The organism is Roseomonas sp. KE2513, assembly GCF_016107305.1.
In the GTDB taxonomy this organism is placed as follows: Bacteria; Pseudomonadota; Alphaproteobacteria; order Acetobacterales; family Acetobacteraceae; genus Roseomonas.
Genome location: NZ_RCVR01000018.1, coordinates 15,434 through 29,941 on the forward strand (window position 1 = coordinate 15,434; position 14,508 = coordinate 29,941).

General features: G+C 66.3%; 14 protein-coding genes and 1 pseudogene. 8 read left to right on the plus strand and 7 right to left on the minus strand.

The genetic code is table 11. The features are described 5' to 3' along the window. Positions 1-445: 445 nt before the first annotated feature. The 3 genes and pseudogenes from D9599_RS17875 to D9599_RS17885 all read right to left on the minus strand — a co-directional run. The gene (locus tag D9599_RS17875) at positions 446-1,333 is read right to left on the minus strand and encodes a copper resistance D family protein (protein ID WP_198382644.1); all 888 of its coding nucleotides are present in this window, start codon (positions 1,331-1,333) and stop codon (positions 446-448) included. After that, positions 1,330-1,725: a copper resistance CopC family protein gene (locus D9599_RS17880; RefSeq protein ID WP_232480641.1), complete on the minus strand. Its 396-nt coding sequence runs from the start codon at positions 1,723-1,725 to the stop codon at positions 1,330-1,332. Before D9599_RS17880 ends, D9599_RS17875 begins: the two co-directional genes overlap by 4 nt. A 156-nt stretch (positions 1,726-1,881) precedes the next feature. Continuing rightward, positions 1,882-2,748 (minus strand): annotated as a pseudogene (locus D9599_RS17885) (IS5 family transposase); the annotation flags it as partial. Between the two features lie 254 nt (positions 2,749-3,002). On the opposite strand from D9599_RS17885, the gene D9599_RS17890 reads away from it, so the two are divergent. Together D9599_RS17890 and D9599_RS17895 are read left to right on the plus strand one after the other, a co-directional pair. Beyond that, positions 3,003-3,587: a transposase gene (locus D9599_RS17890; protein ID WP_198382645.1), complete on the plus strand. Its 585-nt coding sequence runs from the start codon at positions 3,003-3,005 to the stop codon at positions 3,585-3,587. Positions 3,588-3,634: 47 nt separating this feature from the next. Next, positions 3,635-3,961, plus strand: coding sequence for a transposase (locus D9599_RS17895; protein WP_232480642.1), 327 nt, complete (start codon positions 3,635-3,637; stop codon positions 3,959-3,961). Positions 3,962-4,389: 428 nt separating this feature from the next. On the opposite strand, the gene D9599_RS17900 is transcribed toward D9599_RS17895, so the two are convergent. The 4 genes from D9599_RS17900 to D9599_RS31430 all read right to left on the minus strand — a co-directional run bounded on the left by D9599_RS17900 (position 4,390) and on the right by D9599_RS31430 (position 9,650). Continuing rightward, entirely contained in the window at positions 4,390-5,754 is a 1,365-nt protein-coding gene (locus D9599_RS17900) for an ATP-binding protein (protein WP_198382647.1), read from the minus strand. Next, positions 5,742-6,476: a response regulator gene (locus D9599_RS17905; RefSeq protein ID WP_198382648.1), complete on the minus strand. Its 735-nt coding sequence runs from the start codon at positions 6,474-6,476 to the stop codon at positions 5,742-5,744. The genes D9599_RS17900 and D9599_RS17905 overlap by 13 nt, the downstream gene beginning before the upstream one ends. A gap of 118 nt (positions 6,477-6,594) precedes the next feature. Continuing rightward, positions 6,595-7,245, minus strand: a complete 651-nt coding sequence (locus tag D9599_RS17910) for a copper resistance protein B (protein ID WP_232480643.1) — start codon at positions 7,243-7,245, stop codon at positions 6,595-6,597. Between the two features lie 143 nt (positions 7,246-7,388). Further along, positions 7,389-9,650 carry a multicopper oxidase domain-containing protein gene (locus tag D9599_RS31430; protein ID WP_232480644.1) on the minus strand — a complete coding sequence of 754 codons (2,262 nt, stop codon included), beginning with the start codon at positions 9,648-9,650 and terminating at the stop codon, positions 7,389-7,391. Between the two features lie 752 nt (positions 9,651-10,402). On the opposite strand from D9599_RS31430, the gene D9599_RS17920 reads away from it, so the two are divergent. The 6 genes from D9599_RS17920 (at position 10,403) to D9599_RS17945 (ending at position 14,471) form a co-directional block, all read left to right on the plus strand. After that, positions 10,403-11,137, plus strand: coding sequence for a transposase (locus D9599_RS17920; RefSeq protein WP_198382650.1), 735 nt, complete (start codon positions 10,403-10,405; stop codon positions 11,135-11,137). A 128-nt stretch (positions 11,138-11,265) separates the two neighbouring features. Next, on the plus strand, positions 11,266-11,724 hold the full coding sequence (locus D9599_RS17925) for a hypothetical protein (protein WP_198382651.1): 459 nt from the start codon (positions 11,266-11,268) through the stop codon (positions 11,722-11,724). An 88-nt stretch (positions 11,725-11,812) separates the two neighbouring features. Continuing rightward, positions 11,813-13,285 carry a multicopper oxidase family protein gene (locus tag D9599_RS17930; RefSeq protein WP_232480645.1) on the plus strand — a complete coding sequence of 491 codons (1,473 nt, stop codon included), beginning with the start codon at positions 11,813-11,815 and terminating at the stop codon, positions 13,283-13,285. Between the two features lie 29 nt (positions 13,286-13,314). Continuing rightward, entirely contained in the window at positions 13,315-13,797 is a 483-nt protein-coding gene (locus D9599_RS17935) for a DUF411 domain-containing protein (RefSeq protein ID WP_232480646.1), read from the plus strand. A gap of 48 nt (positions 13,798-13,845) precedes the next feature. Then, positions 13,846-13,983, plus strand: a complete 138-nt coding sequence (locus D9599_RS17940; RefSeq protein WP_198382652.1) for a hypothetical protein — start codon at positions 13,846-13,848, stop codon at positions 13,981-13,983. Then, a complete protein-coding gene (locus D9599_RS17945; protein WP_198382653.1) occupies positions 13,980-14,471 on the plus strand; it encodes a cytochrome c in 492 nt (163 codons plus the stop codon). Before D9599_RS17940 ends, D9599_RS17945 begins: the two co-directional genes overlap by 4 nt. Positions 14,472-14,508: the final 37 nt, after the last annotated feature.

A 14,508-nucleotide genomic window follows, 5' to 3' on the forward strand; every position in this document is an offset into this window, starting at 1 on the left:
CTGATCCCAACAAACACCCTGACGCTTAGCTCTGTCGAGAGCTCGGCCTATGACACGGTCACCAACTGGTAGCATGAACTGTTCATCGGCGTCTCTGCCAAGTTAAGATAGCAGATCGCGAGCTTGCCTCCCTGGACAAGGTGATATGCCAGGACAGGACCTGCTTGGGAGACGCCAACAACCTGCCATCCATCCGCGACCAGTTGTGTGACGGAGCGGTCTAGGCTGACTTCCCTTACTGGTTGGCCGTCTTCAGGCGCCCGGCGCGAGGACTGCGCAGAACAGGGGTGGATCTGGACGACAGCCAGAGAAATTAGGGCTCCCAGCGTGACCGTGTGTACTACTCCCAGGATCAAGGCGGCGTGCCCTCCACTGCAAAAGCGACCTCAAGCGTCCGACGTTGGCCGAGCAGTCCCTGTTTCCGGATCTGCTCGTCGACGCAGCTTTAGCCCTCGCCTTGGGGACTGGTGGAGGTCATCTCTGCCACTGCCCAAAACACCAGGATCATGACGACGGTCTCCCAGCCTATCGAGGCTGCGAGCCGAGTTCCAGACCCAGGGGCGTTTGCCGCGAGGGCAGGCGTCAGCCACAACTTGTGCCAAGCAGCAAAACCGAGCAGCACGCCCACCAGCGCCACCTTGATCATAAGAGCCCAGCCATAGGCTGTGGTTGCTAGCACTTCCACGCTCCCGACCAGGAGCCAAGCCAAGATCGAACCAGCAAGGAGGAGTGCACCCACGATCCTCGCAGCGGCACGTGCCCACCCCTCGATGAGGCGGGCAGCCGTCGGACCACCACGCTTGGCGGCTAGTGCCAGGGGCCACAGGCTTCCTGCCCAAAAGGACACCGCGAGGAGGTGCAGGATTAGAGCGGCCGCCAGCAGAGCCCGTGGCTGATGCTGCGTGGTGTGTCCAACCGCCGTGAAGCTACCCGCGACAGTCAGGATGCCAGCAACACCCAGCACAATGGTGCTCCGACCTATCCAGGTTGCGATCCCGATGGCGAGCAATCCTGCCCAGGTTATCAGGACCGAAACTCCGGGCCGGGACGTCAACATCACACCCCAGATCTCAACGTCGAGGACGTCCCCGTCTGACGCCAGGGCGACCTGGGAAGTCAACCAGGCGCCACTGGCAGCCAAGCCGATCACCACCATCCCCAACGTCGCCTGGCGACACGCTGCGACGTCCTGGGGATCCTGAAGGCTGCCGAAGCCTAGCGAGAAGATCGCCAGCCCAGCAGCTCTCAGGGACGCCACGTAGTAGGCGATCCTCAGTGCTGCGGCCGTTGCGCGGAGGAGTTCTGGCTCCGGCCGCAGAACCTCCAGGATCACCGGGCGGCAGCCACGGCGAACTTCACCGTCCCGCTCATTACATGCCCGTCGTCGCCCATAGCGCGCCACTCCAACCGGTAGGCACCGGACGGCAAGGGAGCCGCCACCGTGGCCGTCGCCCTGGCCGACGCAGCACGTCCTCCTTCTCGGCGCACCTGGTGCTCCCGGCCGCTCTCGTCGAGCAGGCGCAGTGCCGTGACCCGGCATTCCTCACTAAACGCCAGGTTCAGGGCGCGTGGCGAAGAAGGCAGGGTTGCCGCATCCGCCGGGTCAGAACTGTGGAGCATCGCGTGCGCCGATGCTGCCGTCGGGGTGAGCGCGGCCAGGGTGAGCGCCAGCAAACGCCTCCTGAGAAGGTGGAAGCGTGAAAGCATGATGTCTCCAATGCTCAAGCCCCGTAATCCCGTCTTTCATGGAAGAAGACGAATGCGGGCAACCCCTTTTCATAACCGACCCGGCCCACCACACCAGCCGGATTTCCGCACCAATTTGTTGCCGCCGTGGTCACCCGAAGTGCGAAAGCGTCAGGCGGCTACGATCTCCGCCTTCCCGAAATCGTAGCGGACGCGGGCTTCGCCCTTGAAGATGCAGTCCACCTCGGTCTCGTGCAGGGCGTAGAGCTTGCCCGCGCTTTTGGGGGTCTGCCGCAGCAGGCGGGTGACGAGGGTCATGCGTTGCTCAATCCGCGTCCGCAGCCCTCCCTCGGGGGTGGCGCCGAGCTTGCGGCCAATGTCGCGCAGGACGCGTCCCGTATAAACCCTTGAGCGTGCGTAGCGCCTTGCGCATGCGGCGGAACTGCCTGGCATGGGCATGACGCCCTGCCTGGGCGGCCAGGCGCGGAGCCTTGCGGTTGTAGTTCTGTCGCAAGTTGATCCCGGCCTTGCCAGCCAGGGCTACCAGGGAGCGGCGGGCCTTCTCGTAGAGCCTGCTTTCGGTCGGATGCGCGATGGCCTTCTCCATAACGGTGGTGTCCACCGCGATCTCAGCCAAGCTGCGTTCGATAAGGTGCCTGAGGCGCGTCCCGCCTCGATGGTCTTGGTTAGCAGCCACTCCACGCCCTCCGTGCCGATGCGGCCACGCCATCGACTGAGGGAGGAGGGATGAATGGGCGGGCGGTGCTGGAAGAAGACCTCACCGGTGAAGTGCTGGAAGTACGGGTTCTCCACCCAGCGGGCGAGCACCACCTTGTCGGCGAGGTTGAAGGCGTGCTGCAGGTTCATCAGCCCCGCCACCAGGCGCAGATGGGTGGCGGGCCGTCCCTCATCGGCGGAAAAGAAGCCAGCCCACTCCCGCTCGAACCAGGACCAGTCGATCAGCGCTGCCAGCCGGACCAGCTCGTGTCTCCCATCGATCATGTCGACCAAGCGTGGTCGTAGCAGGTCGGCCTGTTCCGGAGGGCGGGGACGATGCTTCATGCCCGCCAGAGTCGCAGGATTACCGCATCGTTCCAACCGAACCCCTGTGATGCCGCGGACCTGTATAGTGGCTCCCGCCCCGCAACGGGCACCCTGTCCCCGGGCGGCAGTCCTGGGCAGGGGGCTGACGTCGGATCGAACTGAACCCGAGCTTCCTAGGGCTGTTTTGCAGCCTGATCGCGCCTGCCGTCTTCACCGGACCCGAATGGTTGCCGGAACTTCAGGTTCGCTCAAACAAGGCGGGGTCAGCGAAGATGTCCGAGCAGATCAAGACAGCGGGGATCGACGTCTCCAAAGCGACTCTCGACATCATCATTTACGGCCAAGCCGGGATCACCCACGTACCGAATAGGACGATTGGCTGGGACCTCCTCGCGGCGAAGCTCGCCGCCGAGGGCGTCGAGCGCGTCGGCCTCGAGGCGACGGGCGGATACGAACGCGCCATCGCGCCCTACCTCCGCGATCGCGGTGTCACGGTCGTCTTGCTCCAGCCAGCACAGGTCAAATCATTTGGTAAGATGCACCTCCGCCGCGCCAAGGCGGACCGCATCGATGCCGTTTTCATCGCCGCCTGCACCGCTCTGCTGGACCGGGGGAGCGGATCGCGCTCGACCCCCGGTTCGAGGTACTCGGCGATCAGCTCACCTTCGTCGAGCAGATCGAGGAAGACATCGCCCGTTATAAGACGCGTCTCGAGCACGTCACCGACAAGAGAATACGCCGCAGCATTGAGGCGAGCATTCGGCGCGAAACTTTGCGGCGTCTCGTCGAGATTAAGCGCCTTCTCCTCGCCGTTCGCGCCTATTCCGATCTCGGCAAACGTCTTCGCCTCATTCTAAGCGTTCCCTCCGTCGGTGACCGCACCGCCCTGGCTCTCCTCGTCCGTATGCCTGAACTCGGACACCTGAGCCGCGGCCAAGCAGCCTCCCTCACCGGCCTCGCGCCGTTCGTTCGGCAGAGCGGCCGCTGGCAGGGCCAGACCAGGATCGGCGGCGGTCGCGCTCGCCTCCGGCGATCCCTCTACGCGGCGGCCTTCCCCGGCGCACATCACTGGAACGAGGCGCTGATGCACCTCCACGCCCGCCTCCGCGCACGGGGCGCATCGCACACCTCCGCCATCGTCGCGTGCGCCCGAAAGCTCCTCACCCAGGTCAACGCCGTCGTCGCCCGCGGCACGCCATGGGAGGACCGCCCTGCTACGGCAGCCGCCTGATGAAGGATGGTTGCGGCCGTTCACTCTCGAGACAACAATAATGGTTGCTGCAATTCCAGAGCGCCCAGCTCAACAACTCTCCCAAGCAGATTAGTACGCAGGAGGTTGTTCAGACCCGACTCAATAGCCTCCGTCCTGGATCAGGTGCTGTCATCCTTCTCAACAACTGTCGCCCTCTGTGTGGCCGGTCATCTCGCCCCTGACGAGGCAGCCAAACTGATTGAGCATGAAGGAGCTGTTTACGGAGTGACCATCGATCAACGGGATCGCGGTCTACCCCCAACTCCGGGATCAGGCACCTGGGCCAACCGTTGAGGCAGGCGAGCAATAGGCGGCATCGAGCCTCCCTGGCTGTCGCCACCCGGACGCATTTGACCGCGGACTACCGCAGCAGTGTCCTGCCTTGAGCACGGATACGACACCATCGGCTACCTGTTTCCGCCGGAGGTCTCAGCCCGAGCATGCCTACGTGGAAACCGAAGGGTCACCACGGTTCCCCGACCAGGAGCGCTTTCAATCAAGAAGCTCCCACCATGGGCTTCTACAATTGCCTGCGTGGTGGAGAGGCCTAGTCCGCTACCGCCCCGGCCTGCTGTTCTCGCGGGGTTGCCTCTGAAAAAGGGCTCAGTGACCCGCGGTAGATCCTGCATAGGTATTCCAGGTCCTCGGTCACCAACGCGTACCAGGACGTCGTCTCCAGCTTCGACCACCTCGACCCAGGGCTCGTGGCCATGCCTGATGGCGTTGGTGACGACGTTGGTCACCGCGCGTTTGACGGCCACCCGCCTGGCAGGGATGACCGCATTCTCGGCCATGCGACCTTCCTCGATGGGCGTGCCCGCGTCTGTGAATTCATCGACTACCGTTCGAACCAGGGCCGTCACGACGAGCGGCTGGATGGCCTCACCGCCATGTCCACCCCGCAGATAGGCGAGGACATCGGACACCATGGTCTCCATCTCCGCCAGATCCCGACGAATGGGTTCGCGGGCCTCATCGGGGAGGTCCTCCGCCCTGAGGCGCAAGCGGGCAATGGGCGACATCAGATCGTGGGATAAGGCGCCAAGGGCCAAGGTGCGCTGACGGAAAGCGCCGCGGGTACGGGCCGCCATGTCATTCAGGGCCTGGGCCAGCATCCGCACCTCGCGAGGCCCCGAGGCAGGCAGTGTCGGGATCTCTTTCTCGAGGTCGAGCCGAGATACGGTGGCTGCAAGGGCCGAGACGGGAGCAGATACCGACCGCGCGGCGAAGCCAACCGCAAGAAGCAGGACAAGACCGATGGCCGCGGCATAGGAGTGCAGGGCAGCCTGATCGGTCGACAACACATTGAACGAGGCAATCTCGACTTGGAGCCAGGAGCCGTCCTCTAGGCGAGCTATGGCACCGATGCCCACGATCTTGTCCGAGGCATTATCGAGGTTACCCGAGCGGACGCGCACCTCGGTGGTTAGACCGGAGAGGGCTTTAGTCCTGGCCGCAACCGCCTCCCAGTTGGCAGCCGTAGGGTGCTCTGGAGTAGGTCCCGGGTTCTGCCGCCAGTGCACCGTCAGATCTGCGCGCGACAGGGCGTGTGCGAGCCGGTCACGATCTGCTTCGGGTGCCGCTGCAACGGCGTCGATCAAGATCGAGAGTCTCTGCGCCAGCAACTCCTCGGTCCCGTTTTCAACGGCCTTCCGCAACAGGACATCGTGGAGGCCAACCATAGCGGCGAAGAGTACCGCAAAGGCGATCGTGAGCGCCGCGAGAGTGCGGGCCGCCAGAGACTGGGGAAGAAGCCGGGTCACCCCGTCCATTCCACAGGGCTCGACAGCATGTAGCCGACACCCCGAACCGTCTTGATCAGACCGGGTTCCCCTTCCTCATGCGGCCTGGCACCCAGCTTGGCTCGCAGGCGGCTGATCTGAACGTCCATGGACCGGTCCAGTCCACCGTAGGGGCGGTTACGGGCGAGATCGAGGAGTTGGTCACGGGTCAGGATACGCTGGGGGCGTTCCACAAACGCCAGAAGGAGATCGTACTCGCCGCTGGTCAGCTCCACGACGACGCGGTCTGGCCGGAGCAGTTCACGCCGCCTTGTGTCCAGGGACCACTTGGCGAAGCGAGCCACCTCCCGTCCCTCGCCGCCGTGGGGTCCTTCGGGGCTCTCGACCCGACGAAGGACGGCACGGATGCGCGCCACCAGCTCGCGTGGATCCGCGGGCTTCACCACGAAGTCATCCGCACCCAACTCCAGCCCGATCACCCGGTCGGAGGCTTCCGCGAGAGCTGTCAGCAGGATGATTGGGATCCGTCCCTCAGCGCGGAGATCCCGGCAGAGTTCAAAGCCTGAACGCCCAGGCAGCATGACATCGAGCACAACGAGGTCCACAGGAGCCGAGGCGAGAAGACGGCGCATCTCGATGCCGTCCCGCGCCCCGCTGACCCGAAACCCACTCCGGCGGAGCAAGGAGACCAAGAGCTTGCGCAGCTCGCCGTCATCCTCGACGACAAGGATATGCCGCCCTTCCCCAGACATCGGTGGGAGATCAGTTGCCGACACACCCCGAGGGGGGGTGCCTCCTGCACGGTCGCTCACCGTGCTGCTCCCCTGGTTTCCGGGCGACCACAAAGCTCCCTCATCGGCGTGGCCCAGCTCAGAAGTAGAGCCGGACGCCCGTAAGGAACTCAAACGACTCTGCCTTGCCGCCCTCGTCCCGGACATACCGCGCTGCCTCACCAAAACGGCGCGTATAGTTGACACCAACATAGGGAGCGACCTCACGCGTAAACTCATACCGGAGCCGGAAGCCCGCCTCGATATCGCTGACACCGCTGTTGACGCCGAGTTCCCGGACCCGCTGGGCTGCAACGTTGATCTCGACGTTGGGCTGGAACACCAGCCGCTGCGTGACGTAGAGGTCGTAGGACGCCTCAAGGCGGGCCGAGAGGTCGCCCCTCTCGCTCACAAAGGCCTGCAGATCGACCTCAAAGAGGCCCGGCGCCAGGCCCTGGATCCCGATCACGCCGTAGGTGCGGTCCGGCCTGGGACGGGGGTCATACCGCACCCCGGCCTGGAAATCCCAGTAGTAGCCGAGTAGCCGGGAGTAGAGGAGCTGGACCTCGGCGTTCTCAGCCCGGCGTCCACGCTCAAGCTCGCCCTGGGTCTTCACCCACACCTTGTCGTAGTCCGTGCCGTACCAAGCCTGCCCATCCCAACGCGCGATGTTGGGTGCGCCGTTCAGGCCGACACCCCACTCCAGCTTATCAAAGAGTACGGCGCCGTAATAGATCTCATGGGACGCCATGGCATGGGCGCCTGGATCGCGGACGGCGTTCTGCGAGGCTGCCTGCTGCGCTGATGCCTCTCCCACACCAAACAGGCCGAGCAGGACCGGAAGAGAAAGGAGGGTCGTGAACGAGCGGCGCACTGATATCTGCTCCATAACCATCAACCAGCAGACGCGACGCGCGGCGAGCGCCGGATCTCAACCTTGCGCATCATCCCCGTCTCCATGTGGAAGAGCATGTGGCAGTGGAATGCCCACCCGCCCTCGGCATCAGCCTCCACATCGACGTCCATGGTGCTGCCCGGCCGGATAGCAACGGTATGCAGCAGGGGGTTCTGAGCACCATTGCCGACCTGCGGCTGCATCCAGACGCCATGCAAGTGCATGGGGTGGGACATCATGGTCTCATTGACAAAGCGAAGCCGCACCCGCTCTCCGAGGACCAGGGAAATTGGCTGCGCCTCGCTGAACCGATTGCCGTTGATCGCCCAGAAGTACCTCTCCATGTTGCCGGTCAGGCGGACCTCGATGATCCGATTGGGTTCCCGCACGGGATAGGGGTTCGCGAGCGCCTTGAGGTGCCGATAGGTGAGCACGCGGGTGCCGGGAGGCGCCCCAGTGTTCACGGCGAACGCGTCGGGTGGCGCCATCCCACCATGACCAGCATGAGCGTTCGCGGCCGACATATCGACTTGGCCTACCTGCCCCGTGCCTGGTGCGCCGTGCCCCATGGCCGCGTGGTCGGGGGCGGCCGGAGCCGCACTGCGCTGGTCGCGCCTGGGCGCTGGCTGCTGGTTCTGCCGTCCCTGAGGCCTGCTCAGCGGAGTCTGCGGCGCCGGGCGCTGCTGTCCCATGCCAGGCATATTCGAGTGGTCCATTCCGGGCATGGTGGAGTGATCCATACCCTGCATGCCACCCTGCCCCTGGCTGGCCTGGGCCAGGGTAAAGCCGCCCGCACCCTGCACGGACGCCAGCGGCAAGCGCGCGGAGGCCATCTGAAAGCCGGGGTTGGTGGCCAGGGAGGACCTCCGCCCCATCCCTGGCATGTTCGAGTGGTCCATGGCGGGAGCGCCAGCGGGTGCCGCTGCCCCCCTTCCACGCCCAGTTGCGGGTGGGGCGGTCATCCCGGGCATGTTGGAATGATCCATGCCCTGCATGCTGCCCCCAGCGCCCACGCCGGACATCCCAGGCATGCCAGAGTGGTCCATACCGCCCATGTCTCCCATGGAGCCCATGGGAGCGATCTGGCCGGGCTGGTCGGTTTCCGGACGCAGGGTGCCGCGATCCAGCCCCTTGGGCCCGTAGTCGCCACCCATGTCGGCCATCGTCAGGAGCGGCCGCTCGCGGTGCGGCGGCAGGGCCACCATCGGCAGCCCCTCCTGGGTGGCGATGCTCGCGCTTGCGAACCCCTGCCGACCCATGGACTCCGCAAGAATCTGGAATTGGCGCCCATTGGTCGGGCGCACGAGGACGTCAAAGGTCTCGGCGGGTGCGATGCGGAACTCGTCGATGGGCACCGGCTGCACGTTGTTGCCGTGCGCCTGGACCACGGTCATCTCCAGTCCAGGGATGCGGACGTCGAAGTGGCTCATGGCGCCTGAGTTGATAAAGCGCAGGCGGACGGTTTCACCGGGACGGTAGACCGCCGTGAAGTTCTGCTGGGGCGTGCGGCCGTTCACCAGGAACGTGTAGCCGGTGACGTCCTCAATGTCGGTGGGGTCCATACGCATTTGCCCCCACATCATCCGATCGCGGATGACGGCTTCCCGGGCTGCCGCATTAGGCGCCCGCGCCAGTTCGGCGGCAAGGCTCGCTGCGGTGCGCTTGTTGTAATTATAGTACCCGGGATCCCGCTTGAGGTTCTGGATGACGCGGTGCGGGTTCTCGTCAGTCCAGTCGGAGAGCTGGATGATGTAGTCGCGGTCGTAGCCAAACGGGTCGGGACGGGTCGGCTCAATGATCAGCGGACCGTAGAAGCCCGCCTGCTCCTGGGTGCCCGAGTGGCTGTGGTACCAGTAGGTGCCGGACTGCACGAGGGGGAACCGGTACTGATGCGTCTGGCCCGCCGCGATCCCCTGAAAGCCATCACTGATGCCGGGCACGCCATCCTGTTCGCTGGGGAGGATGAGACCATGCCAGTGAACGGAGGTCTCCTCGCGCAGCCGGTTGGCTACGTTGATGACGACCTCCTCACCCTCGCGGAACTTCAGGACGGGGCCGGGAACCTGACGGTTGATGGCAATGGCTGAGCGCGATCGTCCCGTGATGTTCAGGCTCACGTGCTCGATGGCGAGGTTGAACTCGCGTGGCAGCGAACGCCCGATGCTCGGCTGCGCTAGAGCAGCGCCTGACACCGAGGGAGCGGCAACGGCGGCGATACCTGCCGCCAGCATGCTGCGCCGCGATAGGGAGAACTCAGCCATGCTCGTCTACTCCTCTTAACTCAGGTGGCGCCCAGGACCACTGGAGCAGGGCGTCAAACCAGCTGGGCCTGATATCAACTCTGCCGTCTGCTCCAGCAATGACGGACTGGCTCTGGACATAAAATGAAAGATTTGCCGCTGCCCTGGAAAGATTTGCCGCTGCCCTGGATCGAGGACGGCACCGCAGGCAGCGTGTACCCTCCGACCGAGCCGCACTGAGGCGCGTTACCTGTTCAGGCAGGGCCAAGCGCCTGTCGTGGCTCAGTAGTCTGCTCCCGCCGGACGCGGGATTTCGAGGATGTTGGCCAGCGCGGTCCGGCGCGGCACGGCCAGGAGGAGGAAGCATGCAAATCGCTTCGCGTGGATTTCGGAATACCAAGTTGGTTCTCGGCCTGACGCTGGCTCTTGGCGCCACAGCATGCGCGCAGCAGGCGATGCCACAGGCTTCGGCCCCTCCGGCCACCGAGCTGTCGATCCAGCCCGCAGGACGGTCTACGGCAATGCCCGCATCGAGCCCCCAGGGCATGCAGGGGAGCAGCATGCAGGGCATGGACCACTCCAACACGCCAGGTATGAGATAATGATTTACTGCACCGAGATGCGTCAGCAGATGCGGATGGATGCCAGCATGGGCTTGGATATGCAGGCCACGATTTAGAGGTAGTTTCCACTACTAGCGTGAGTTGAGGAACCTCGCTCTGGCGGTCTGCTGACCATCTTCCCACCTGTGCGGCTTTGGCGCGGAGGGGGAGGTGGACAGAAGGATCCTGGGGCTGATCGCGACAGCGATGGAGTGCTGCCAGGGTGGCCGCTCCCGCGGACGCGGCCACCCGCCCGCGTCCACCGTGCGGATGCTGGCTACCCTGCGGGTGTTCCTGCGCGAGGGCACGCCCTGGCGCAGCTTCCGGGCGACAGCGGAGCAGGCCAGCGGCTCGACCCTGGGTCGCTGCCTTACAGCATGGTCGCGGACCGCGCTGCTGGGGCGGGTGCATGCTCTACTCGTCCGCATGCTGCGCGGGCATCCTGACCTGATCCTCGACAGCTGTTCCGTGCGCGCCAAGCGAGGCGGCGACCTTACCGGCCCGAACCCGACGGATCGGGCCAAGAAGGGCATCAAGCACCATGTCGCGACCACCAGGGACGGGCTGACGTTGGCCTGCGCCGTCACAGGCGCCAGCGTCGCTGACACCATTCTGTTCGAGTGCCTGTTCCTGGCCGCCTTCGCCGCCCTGGCACGCATCCGCACGGTCCTCGCCGACAAAGGCTACGACGCCGAGCGGCAGCGTGGGCTCTGCCGAGCTTGGCGTCCGACCCACATCCACAAACGCGGCCGGGCACCCACGTCAGGCTTGGGCAAACGGCGCTGGCCAGTGGAGCGCACCAACGCCTGGCTGCTGGAGAACAGGCAACTGTTCGAAGGTGCTTTTTATTGCTGCAAAGGTAGCCAAAGATCTCGCGCGCGACGAAGCGCTCCAGGTAGCGGATGATCTCCATTTTGGCCTTGCCCTCGGCAATTCGTCTGTGGACGTAGTCGAGAGTTGGCTGGTGACTGCGCATACGTACGATGACAACACGAGCCCGTGCCGGTCAGCGCCATGCTGACGTGAGCGGGAGAATGAGCGCCCGGCCAGCACAGCGGTCCGAGCTGGAGGCGCAGCAGCTTCGGTCCACCATGCGTTCAGGGATCGACAGGGCACCGGTGCCGCACTATCTAATACCCATGCGTGGCTTCCTGCGAACGGTGTTGCTCGCTTTGATTCTGGCCTTCGCGGCCGGAACGGTGCTGCACGCCGACCGCGCGGCGGCCATGGATCTCGCCATGGCCGTGGCCCCATCCGCCGGTATGCCAATGCCCGGCTGCGACGGATGCGGTGACGACGGCGATGACCCGGGCTCTGCCATGGCCTCCTGCGCGGTGCACTGCGCAACGCCCCCGATGACGCTTCCCGCCTTTCTGCCACAGGTGGCCCCCTCCGCCCCACTCGCGGCCGAGCCTGTGGCGGACCCGCTCGCACCAGTCGAGTTTACCGGCCCACCCGACCTTCATCCCCCCAGAACCATCGTCCTGAGCTAAGGGCCGGCGCCGCTCGTCGGCGCTGGACCTTGCCGCCGCCTGTCCGCCCGCACGCGGACGGCAATCCGCTATTGCGGAAGGACGACAGATGACCATGCCCACTTCCCGCCTGCCGGCGCTCGGCCGCAGGTACCTCATGCTGGCCGGCGCGGCCGCCGCGGCCGCGACCGGCCTCCGTCCTGCGCACGCCGCCGCCCAGGCCGCCCATAACTCTGCCTCCGGCGTCAGTACCATCCGGCTCGTCGCGCGCCCCGGGCGCGCGGCCCTCGTCGGTCCGTCTCACCCCGAGACCGCTGTTTGGGGCTACGACGGCCGGATTCCCGGCTCGGAGATCCGGGTTCGCCAGGGCGAGCGGTTGCGCGTTGTGCTGGAGAACCGCCTGCCCCAGGAGACCACGATCCACTGGCACGGGCTGCGGGTGCCGAACGCCATGGACGGCGTGCCGCACCTTACCCAGCCCCCGATCGCACCGGGGGAGATCTTCGCCTACGAGTTCGAGGTCCAGGACGCCGGCACCTATTGGTACCACCCCCATGTCAGGAGCTTCGAACAGGTGGAGCGGGGCCTCTACGGCCCGCTTGTCGTCGAGGAGCGCGAGCCGCCGCCCACCATCGACCGCGACGTCACATGGGTGCTCGACGACTGGCGGCTGCTGGAGGACGCGCAAATCGCGGGCGACTTCGGCAACGCCATGGAAGCCGGAATGGCGGGCCGCGTCGGCAACACCGTTACGGTGAACGGCCGCGTCCCGGACGCGGGCTTCACGGTGCGGTCCGGCGAGCGGCTGCGACTGCGGCTGGTCAACGCCGCCAATGCGCGGATCTTCGGCCTGGTCTTCGAAGGGCATGAGCCCGTGGTCATTGCCCTCGATGGCCAGCCGGTCGCGCCGCACGCGCCCGAGGACGGGCGCGTCGTGGTTGGGCCGGGGATGCGCGTGGATCTGGTGCTCGATATGACCGGCCGGCCGGGGACGCGCGCCCGCGTGCTCGATACCTACTACGCCAGTCTCGAATACAAGCTGCTCGACATCGCCTACGGGGCGGAGCCACTGCGCGACCGCCCGCCCGCGCCGCCGGTTCCAGGCCTGCCCGCCAACCCGGTCTCCGAGCCGGACCTCGCGCGGGCCGAGCGGCACGCGGTGGTGCTTGGCGGGGGGATGATGAATCACCTCGAGGGCGCGCTCGTGGACGGGCGCTGGCTGGACGCGCGTGAAATGACCTCCCGGGGTCTGACCTGGACGGTCAACGGGACCGCGGCGGCGCCCGGCCTCCATGTGCACGAGCCGCTGGCAGTATTGCGCCGCGGCGCCTCCTACCTGCTGGCGATCCGCAACGAGACGGCCTGGCCGCACCCGATGCACCTGCACGGGCACTCCTTCCGGGTGACCACCCGTAATGGCGTTCCAACCCGCCACCGCGAATGGCAGGACACTGTCCTGATCCCGCGGCGCGAGAGCGCCGAAATCGCCTTCGTCGCCGACAACCCCGGTGACTGGATGTTCCACTGCCACGTCCTCGAGCACCAGGCCGCGGGGATGATGGGCCTGGTCCGCGTGGCCTGATCGAAGCCTGAATAGAGGAGAATCAGCGAATGATGCCCACCACCCGCCGCGCCACCATCCGCGCCGTCCTGGCCGCCGCCGCCGCCGCCCCGCTGGCCCAGCCCTTCCGCGCGACCGCCGCTCAGCCCGCGGCCGCATCGCGCGAGGCCACGCTCTACAAGAACCCGCAGTGCGACTGCTGCGAGGGCTACGCGGCCTACCTGCGCCAGAACGGCTATCAGGTGCGGGTCGTGCCGAGCCACGACCTCGCGCTGATCAGCCGACAGCAGCAGGTGCCCCAGGAGCTCGAGGGTTGCCACATCACGATGGTGGATGGGTACACCGTCGTGGGCCATGTGCCTGTCGGCCCAGTGAACCGCCTGCTCGCCGAGCGCCCGGACATCCGCGGCATCTCGCTGCCCGGCATGCCGATGGGCTCCCCGGGCATGGGCGGCCCGAAAGCCGCGCCCTTCACGATCTACACGATCCCGCGTGAGAGCGGGGCGGAACCCGCCGTCTATGCGGTCGAGTAGCGTCGGCGTGGCGGGGACGCGACCATTTCACAGCAGGAGATGCCGACGATGTGCGGCATGATGGGCGGTGGGACGATGGGGAGCGCGATGATGTGGGGCATGGGGCTGGTCGGGCTCCTGCTCCTCGCCCTGCTCGTCCTCGCGGTCGCCGCCCTGGCCAAGTACGTGTTCGGGCGGCGTGGATGACCAGAGGCCGCGCGCTCGCGCTCGGCGCCGCCGCGCTTGCCCTGGCAGCGGCGATCGGCCTCGGCGTGGCGGCGCCCAAGTTTGGCTGGCTCGGAGCGTCGGCGCCGGCCACGGTCGCCGACGCGGACGACCCCGCGCAGCTTGCGCTTGGCCGGCGCGTCTACGCCGAGCACTGCGCGTCCTGCCATGGCTCGACCCTCGAGGGACAGCCGGACTGGCAGACGCGCCGACCCGACGGACGCCTGCCGGCACCGCCCCACGACGCTACCGGGCACACCTGGCACCACCCGGACGCACAGCTGATCGAGCTGACGCGGAAGGGCCTGAGCGGGATCCTACCCGGCTACGAGAGCGACATGCCCGCCTTCGGGGACGTGCTGGTGGGCGCCGAGATCGCGGCCGTCATCGCCTTCATCAAGAGCACCTGGCCGCCGGAGATCCGCCGCCGGCGCGAGGAGCGCCTGGGCGCGGCGGCCGGCCACTCCTGACAACACGCGACATCCAACCTGGCCAGCTACCAGTCAA